This window comes from Mycobacterium sp. TH-M11 (assembly GCF_057473725.1).
The window spans coordinates 1-6987 of record NZ_JBYCLD010000007.1 but is presented as its reverse complement, the minus strand read 5'-3'; the positions used below and the strand labels follow the sequence as shown (position 1 = coordinate 6987).

At 65.0% G+C, this 6987-nt stretch carries 8 protein-coding genes; 6 read left to right on the top strand and 2 right to left on the bottom strand.

Annotated features, from left to right (window positions below; all coding sequences use genetic code 11):
• Both AC2VOG_RS00345 and AC2VOG_RS00340 read right to left on the bottom strand, forming a co-directional pair.
• Positions 1-976: acyl-CoA dehydrogenase family protein (locus tag AC2VOG_RS00345; protein WP_486937925.1), on the bottom strand; the 976-nt coding region annotated here is incomplete at its 3' end.
• 18 nt (positions 977-994) lie between these two features.
• Entirely contained in the window at positions 995-2173 is a 1179-nt protein-coding gene (locus AC2VOG_RS00340; protein ID WP_486937924.1) for an acyl-CoA dehydrogenase family protein, read from the bottom strand.
• A gap of 181 nt (positions 2174-2354) precedes the next feature.
• On the opposite strand from AC2VOG_RS00340, the gene AC2VOG_RS00335 reads away from it, so the two are divergent.
• From AC2VOG_RS00335 to AC2VOG_RS00310, 6 genes are all read left to right on the top strand, one after another.
• Positions 2355-2546 (top strand): ferredoxin, encoded by a 192-nt coding sequence (locus tag AC2VOG_RS00335; protein ID WP_486937923.1) that lies wholly within the window; start codon positions 2355-2357, stop codon positions 2544-2546.
• A gap of 12 nt (positions 2547-2558) precedes the next feature.
• A complete protein-coding gene (locus tag AC2VOG_RS00330) occupies positions 2559-3542 on the top strand; it encodes a 3-oxoacyl-ACP reductase (protein ID WP_486937922.1) in 984 nt (327 codons plus the stop codon).
• A 265-nt stretch (positions 3543-3807) separates the two neighbouring features.
• Entirely contained in the window at positions 3808-4572 is a 765-nt protein-coding gene (locus tag AC2VOG_RS00325) for an MlaE family ABC transporter permease (RefSeq protein ID WP_486937921.1), read from the top strand.
• A 63-nt stretch (positions 4573-4635) separates the two neighbouring features.
• On the top strand, positions 4636-5478 hold the full coding sequence (locus tag AC2VOG_RS00320) for an MlaE family ABC transporter permease (protein WP_486937920.1): 843 nt from the start codon (positions 4636-4638) through the stop codon (positions 5476-5478).
• A 9-nt stretch (positions 5479-5487) separates the two neighbouring features.
• Entirely contained in the window at positions 5488-6690 is a 1203-nt protein-coding gene (locus AC2VOG_RS00315; protein ID WP_486937919.1) for an MCE family protein, read from the top strand.
• Positions 6690-6987, top strand: a 298-nt coding sequence (locus AC2VOG_RS00310; RefSeq protein WP_486937918.1) for an MlaD family protein, incomplete at its 3' end; no start/stop codon positions are given. The genes AC2VOG_RS00315 and AC2VOG_RS00310, both read left to right, overlap by 1 nt.

The window sequence follows — 6987 nt, the reverse complement described above, 5'->3', positions numbered from 1 at the left end:
TGCCGACACCGCCGTGAATGTGCACGATGCTGTGCGCCACCCGGTGTCCGGCATCGGCGGCCCAAAACGCGGCGGTGGCCACCTCGGTGTCGGCCGGCAGGTCCTCGCTGAGCCGCCACGCCGCCTGGGTCACGGTCAGCCGCAGACCTTTGACGTCGATATAGGCGTCGGCGAGTCGCTGGCCCACTGCCTGGAAGCTGCCGATCGGGCGGTCGAACTGCTCACGCTCGCGGGCGTATTCGGCAGTCATCTGCAGGCCTCTTTCCAGCACACCGAGCTGGAAAGCGCTGTGGCCCAACGCGCCCAGAGTGCCGAGCCAACCCACAACCTCGTCACCGCCGACGACCCGCCCGCTGGACACCTCGACGCCGTCTAGCCGCAGCGCCCCGATGCTGCCCAGGCCGGTGGTGTCCAGGGACGTCACCGTGACACCGGGTTCGTCGGCGGCAACCAGGAACACGCAAGTGCCGGAATCGGTTTCGGCGGGCACCAGAAAAGCGTCGGCAACCGGTCCGTAGGCGATCTGGGTGCGGGTCCCGGTCAGCCGGAAGCCCCCACCCGAACTGGCAGCCTGGACGGGCCCGTCGCCCATCTCGCCGGCCAACGCGACCGCCAGGATCTTCGAGCCGGAAACCGCGGGTGTGCCCCATTCTTGTTGCAGCTCAGCCGAACCGAAGCGGGCCAACGCCCCGGCCGCCAGGACCACCGAGCCCAGATAGGGGACGGCCGCCAGTTGCCGACCGAGACCGACCAGCACGGCGACCTGTTCCAGCACGCCAAACCCGCCCCCGCCCAACGACTCCGGCGCAGCGGTGGACAGGATGTCGGCGTCGGCGAGCTTTCCCCAGAGCTCGCGGTCGAACCGCTCCTCGAGGCCGTCGAGCGTGCGCTGGTGCTCGGGCGTGCACACCGCATCGACGATCGTGGTGACCAGACCGCCGAGATCGTCGGCGGCTTCGGTTGTCGTGAAGTCCATGGATTCTCCGTGATTTCGTTAGCGGTTGGCTCGGGGCAGGCCGAGCGCCACCATGCCGATGATGTCGCGTTGCACCTCGTTGGTGCCGCCGCCGAAGGTCAGGATCAAGCACGCCCGGTGCATCCGCTCGACCCGTCCGCGCAGCAGCGCGCCGGGTGAGTCTTGACGCAAGGTCGCCGCGGTGCCCAGCACCTCCATCAGCAGCCGGTAGGCCTCGGTGGCCAATTCGGTGCCGTACACCTTGGCCGCCGAAGCGTCCGCCGGCGACGGTGCTGATTCCACCGAGGCCAGCTCCCAGTTGATCAGCTTGAGGACCTCGACGCCTGCGTGCACCCGGGCCAGGTTGAGCTGCACCCATTCCGAATCGATCAGTCGAGAACCGTTGTGGTCCTTGGTGTTCTGCGCCCATTCGCGAACTTGGTTGAGCGCCATGATGATCGGCATTGCTGACACCAACGCGACGCGCTCGTGATTGAGCTGGTTGGTCACCAGCTTCCAGCCGGCGTTCTCCTCACCGACCCGGTTGGCCACCGGAACGCGGACGTCGGAGTAGTAGGTGGCGCTGGTGTCGACGCCGGCCATGGTGTGCACCGGGGTCCAGGAGAACCCGTCGGCCGTGGTCGGCATGATCAGCATCGAGATGCCGCGGTGCTTTTTGGCTTCGGGATTGGTGCGCACGGCCAGCCAGACGTAGTCGGCGTAGGCGATCAGGCTGGTCCACATCTTCTGACCGTTGACCACGTAGTCGTCGCCGTCGCGCACCGCGGTGGTCCGCAGGTTCGCCAGGTCGGTGCCGGCGCCGGGCTCGGAGTAGCCGATCGAGAAGTGCAGTTCCCCCGCGGCAATGCGCGGCAGGAAGAACTTCTTCTGCTCCTCGGTGCCAAAGGCCATGATCGTCGGCGCGACGCTGTTGATGGTCAAGAACGGCACCGGCGCGCCGGCGATCGCGGCCTCGTCGGTGAAGATCAGCGAGTCCATCGGCGAGCGGTCCTGGCCGCCGTACTCCTTGGGCCAGTTCAGGGTGAGCCAGCCGTCTTTGCCCATCTGCGCGACGGTGTCGCGGTAGACGTTGCCCTCGCCGACCTCCCCCGACGTCGAACTTAGTGCCTCGCGACGTTCCGGGGTGATCAGCGTGGCGAAGTACGACCGCAGCTCGCGGCGCAGCTCCTCCTGCTCCGGGGTGTAACTGATGCGCATCCTGGCTGCCCTCCAGTCATCGGGGAGTTCTGCGCAGCCTGCGTCGTCGGCTACCCATTCCCATCCTGTGGTTGTAACACGTTCTAGTCTTGAGCGTCCACCCACCTTTCCCCGGGATGCGACCGGGACGGGTCGTATGGTGGGCATACCGATTGGAAGTCATGGCTCAAGGAGGAACGTCGTGCGGGTGAAAGTCGACCACGACCGGTGCGAAGGCAATGCGGTGTGCTTGGGAATCGCGCCGGATATCTTCGATCTCGACGACGAGGATTATGCGGTGGTGAAGCTGGATCCGGTGCCCGCCGACATGGAGGCCGTGGCCGAGCAGGCGATCGCCGAATGCCCGCGCGCCGCCCTGATCCGCGAAGACTAGAGGCCTTCATAAATGACGAAGCATGAATCGACTGGGCTTAATGGTCCGGCTTCTTCTCAGACCACGACGCGGTCTGCGTCGTCGCCGGCCAACAGCACGAACGCGATCGACCTGTCGGGGAAGGTCGCGGTGGTCACCGGCGCGGCCGCAGGACTGGGCCGCGCCGAGGCGATCGGCTTGGCCCGCGCGGGCGCGACCATCGTCGTCAACGACATCAAAGCCGCGCTGGACGCCTCCGACGTGATCGACGAGATCGCCTCCGCAGGTTCCAAAGCCGTCGCCGTGGCCGGCGACATCAGCCGGCGCGAGACGGCCGACGAATTGGTGGCCACCGCCGACGGACTGGGCGGGCTGGGCATCGTGGTGAACAACGCCGGGATCACGCGTGACCGGATGTTGTTCAACATGTCCGACGAGGAGTGGGACGCGGTGATCGCGGTGCACCTGCGCGGGCACTTCCTGTTGACCCGCAACGCCGCGACGTACTGGCGTTCCAAGGCCAAGGGAAGCGACGGCTCGGTCTACGGGCGCATCATCAACACCTCGTCGGAGGCCGGCCTGGTGGGCCCGGTCGGTCAGGCCAACTACGGCGCCGCGAAGGCCGGGATCTCCGCGCTCACCCTGACCGCGGCGCGTGCGCTCGGCCGCTACGGCGTGTGCGCCAACGCGATCGCCCCCCGGGCCCGGACCGCGATGACCGCGGACGTCTTCGGCGACGCGCCCGAGGTGGCCGACGGCGGGATCGACCCGCTCTCGCCGGATCATGTCGTGACCCTGGTGTGCTTCCTGGCATCGCCGGCGGCCAAGGACGTCAACGGTCAAGTGTTCATCGTGTACGGCCCGCAGGTGACGTTGGTGGCGGCACCGACTGTGGAGCATCGGTTCGCGACGGATGCCCAAGCCTGGGACCCGGGCGCGCTGAGCACCGCGATGCAGGACTACTTCGCCGGTCGCGACCCGGAGCGCAACTTTGCGGCCACCGCGTTGATGGAGTGACTGACCGCCCCACGAGACGGCCGGTATCAAATCCGAATCAACTAGAACACGTTCTAGAATGATTTGGATCACAAAGGCTCTGACCTGCCAAGTTACTGACATTTGTCGAATTTTGCGGTTCTTTGACACGCCGAACTTGTTCTAGTTACGATGGGCGCGCTCCTGCGGGCGCCCCCGCTTGGACACAAGCAATGGCGCCGCAACCGGGCATGCACAAGCTTCGCTTTCGAAAGTGGGATCGACCCCGCGAGGGAAGGGAACCAGGTTGATCGAACAGCTCGCGGTTCCGGCTCGGGCCGTGGGCGGTTTCGTCGAGATGTCTCTGGAGACGTTGCGCAAGACGTTTCAGCGCCCCTTCCAATTACGTGAGTTCCTCGACCAGACCTGGATGATCGCCCGGGTTTCTCTGATCCCGACGCTGCTGGTGGCCATTCCGTTCACCGTCTTGGTGGCGTTCACGCTCAATATCCTGCTTCGCGAGATCGGCGCCGCCGATCTGTCGGGCGCGGGCACCGCGTTCGGAACCATCACCCAGCTGGGACCCGTCGTCACCGTGTTGGTGGTGGCCGGCGCCGGTGCCACCGCAATCTGCGCCGACCTGGGCGCGCGCACAATCCGCGAGGAAATCGACGCGATGCGGGTGCTCGGCATCGACCCCATTCAACGTCTGGTGGTGCCCAGGGTGCTGGCGTCGACATTCGTCGCGCTGCTGCTCAACGGCCTCGTCTCGGCCATCGGCATCGCCGGCGGCTACGTCTTCTCGGTGCTGCTGCAGGGCGTCAACCCGGGTGCTTTCGTCAACGGCCTGACCGTGCTGACCCACCTCGGCGAATTGATGCTCTCCGAAGTCAAGGCGCTGCTGTTTGGTGTGGTCGCCGGTCTGGTCGGCTGCTACCGCGGGCTGACGGTGAAGGGCGGTCCTAAAGGCGTCGGGGTCGCGGTCAACGAGACGGTGGTCTACGCGTTCATCTGCCTGTTCGTGATCAACGTCATCATGACCGCGATCGGTGTCCGAGTGCTGGCCCGATGAGGCGCCCGTGAGTTACGACATCGACGAAGACCCCGGCATGGCCGGGGTTGAGGAGTGGCGCCGATGAGCTACGACGCCACGCTGCGCATGCGCCGTTTCTTCCACCGCTTTGCCGGGCCGGTCGACAGCTTCGGCGAGCAGGCGCTGTTCTACGGCGAGTCGGTGCGTTACATCCCGAACGCGCTCACCCGCTACCGCAAGGAGACCATTCGGCTGATCGCTGAAATGACCATGGGCACCGGCGCGCTGGTACTCATCGGCGGAACGGTCGGCGTCGCGGCGTTTTTGACGCTCGCGTCGGGCGGCGTGATCGCCGTGCAGGGCTACGAGTCGTTGGGCAATATCGGCATTGAGGCGTTGACCGGGTTCCTGTCGGCATTTCTCAATGTTCGCATCGTCGCCCCGGTGGTGGCGGGCATCGCGTTGGCGGCGACCATCGGCGCCGGTACCACTGCGCAGTTGGGTGCGATGCGGGTCGCCGAGGAGATCGATGCCATCGAGTCGATGGCGGTGCACTCGGTGTCCTATTTGGTGTCGACGCGGTTGATAGCGGGCTTGATTGCCATCGTGCCGCTGTATTCGCTTGCGGTGCTGGCGTCTTTCTTCGCTGCCCGCTCCACCACGGTCTTCCTCAACGGACAGTCGGCGGGTCTCTACGACCACTACTTCAGCACCTTCCTGATTCCTACCGACTTGCTGTGGTCGTTCCTGCAAGCCATCGTGATGTCGATCGCCGTGATGCTGATCCATACGTACTACGGCTACAACGCTTCTGGCGGTCCGGTGGGTGTCGGTCTGGCGGTCGGTCAGGCCGTGCGAACGTCGTTGATCGTGGTCGTCGTGATTACCCTGTTCATTTCGCTCGCGGTCTACGGAGCGTCCGGTAATTTCAACCTCTCCGGATAAGGGGGGACAGTGGCGAGCACCGGTGCACACCGCATCCGCGTCCGGCTGGCAGCGGCGCTGCTGGCCGCGCTGTTGGTGGCATTTGCGGTGCTGACGTACCTCTCTTACACGGGGGCGTTTTCACCGACGGACACCGTCACGCTGACCGCACCGCGCGCCGGCCTCGAGATGGACCGCGGCAACAAGGTGAAGTTCCGCGGCGTCCAGATCGGTAAGGTCGACGACATCAGCTACGCGGGCGAGCACGCGCAGTTGCGACTGGCCATCGACGACGGCGAACTGCATTACATTCCCTCCAACGCCGCCGTCCACATCGCCAGCAGCACAGTATTCGGCGCCAAGTCGGTGGAGTTCATCCCGCCCAAGGATCCTTCGCCCGCGGCGCTCAAGCCGGGCGCGCATCTGGCGGTCTCGGCGGTTTCGCTGGAAGTCAACACGCTGTTTCAGTCGCTGATCGGCCTGCTGCAGAAGATCGATCCGGTCGAATTGAACGGCACGCTGAGTGCGTTGGCCGAAGGACTGCGGGGACACGGCCGCGACTTCGGCGGTGTGCTGTCGGGTCTGAATACCTTGGCGCAGCAACTCAACCCGAAGCTACCCGCGCTGCAGCAGGACTTCCGTAAAACCGCCGCCGTCGCCAACATCTACGCCGATGCCGCACCCGATCTCGTCACCGTTTTCAACAACACGCCCACGATTTCCCACACCGTCGTGGACCAGCAGACCAACCTGAACACCAGCTTGCTGTCCGCGATCGGCTTGTCCAACAACGCTTATGACACGCTGGCGCCGGCCGAGCAGAATTTGATCGACGGGATCAAACGCCTTCGCGCCCCGCTGAAAGTCGCCGCCGACTACTCACCGGAATTCGGCTGCCTGTTTGGAGCCATCGACCGGGGGATCAAAGAATTCGCGCCGATCCTGGGTGTCAAGAAAGCGGGCCTGTTCACCTCGTCGAGTTTTATCCTGGGTGCACCGACCTACACCTATCCGGAGAGCTTGCCGGTGGTCAACGCCTCCGGCGGGCCGAACTGCCGCGGACTACCCGACCTACCCACCAAACAGACCGGCGGTTCCTGGTATCGGGCGCCCTTCCTGGTGACCGACAACGCGAACATCCCGTATGAGCCGTTCACCGAGCTTCAGGTCGACGCCCCGTCGACGCTGCAGTGGTTGTTCCACGGCGCGTTCGCAGAGCGGGACGACTTCTGATGGGCAACTACGAATCTCAACGCTCCATGATGATCAAGGTCGGCATCTTCACGGTCACTATGCTGTTGGTGGCGGTCGGCCTGGTGGTGACATTCGGTGAGTTCCGTTTCGGGCCGTCGAACACCTACCACGCCAACTTCATTGACGCGAGCCGACTCAAGGGAAACCAGAAGGTGCGGATCGCCGGGGTGCCGGTGGGTGCGGTGCGGGAAGTCAAGCTCAATCCGAACAACACCGTCGACGTCGCCTTCACGGTGGACAAGCGTTACACGCTGTACTCATCGACTCGTGCCTTGA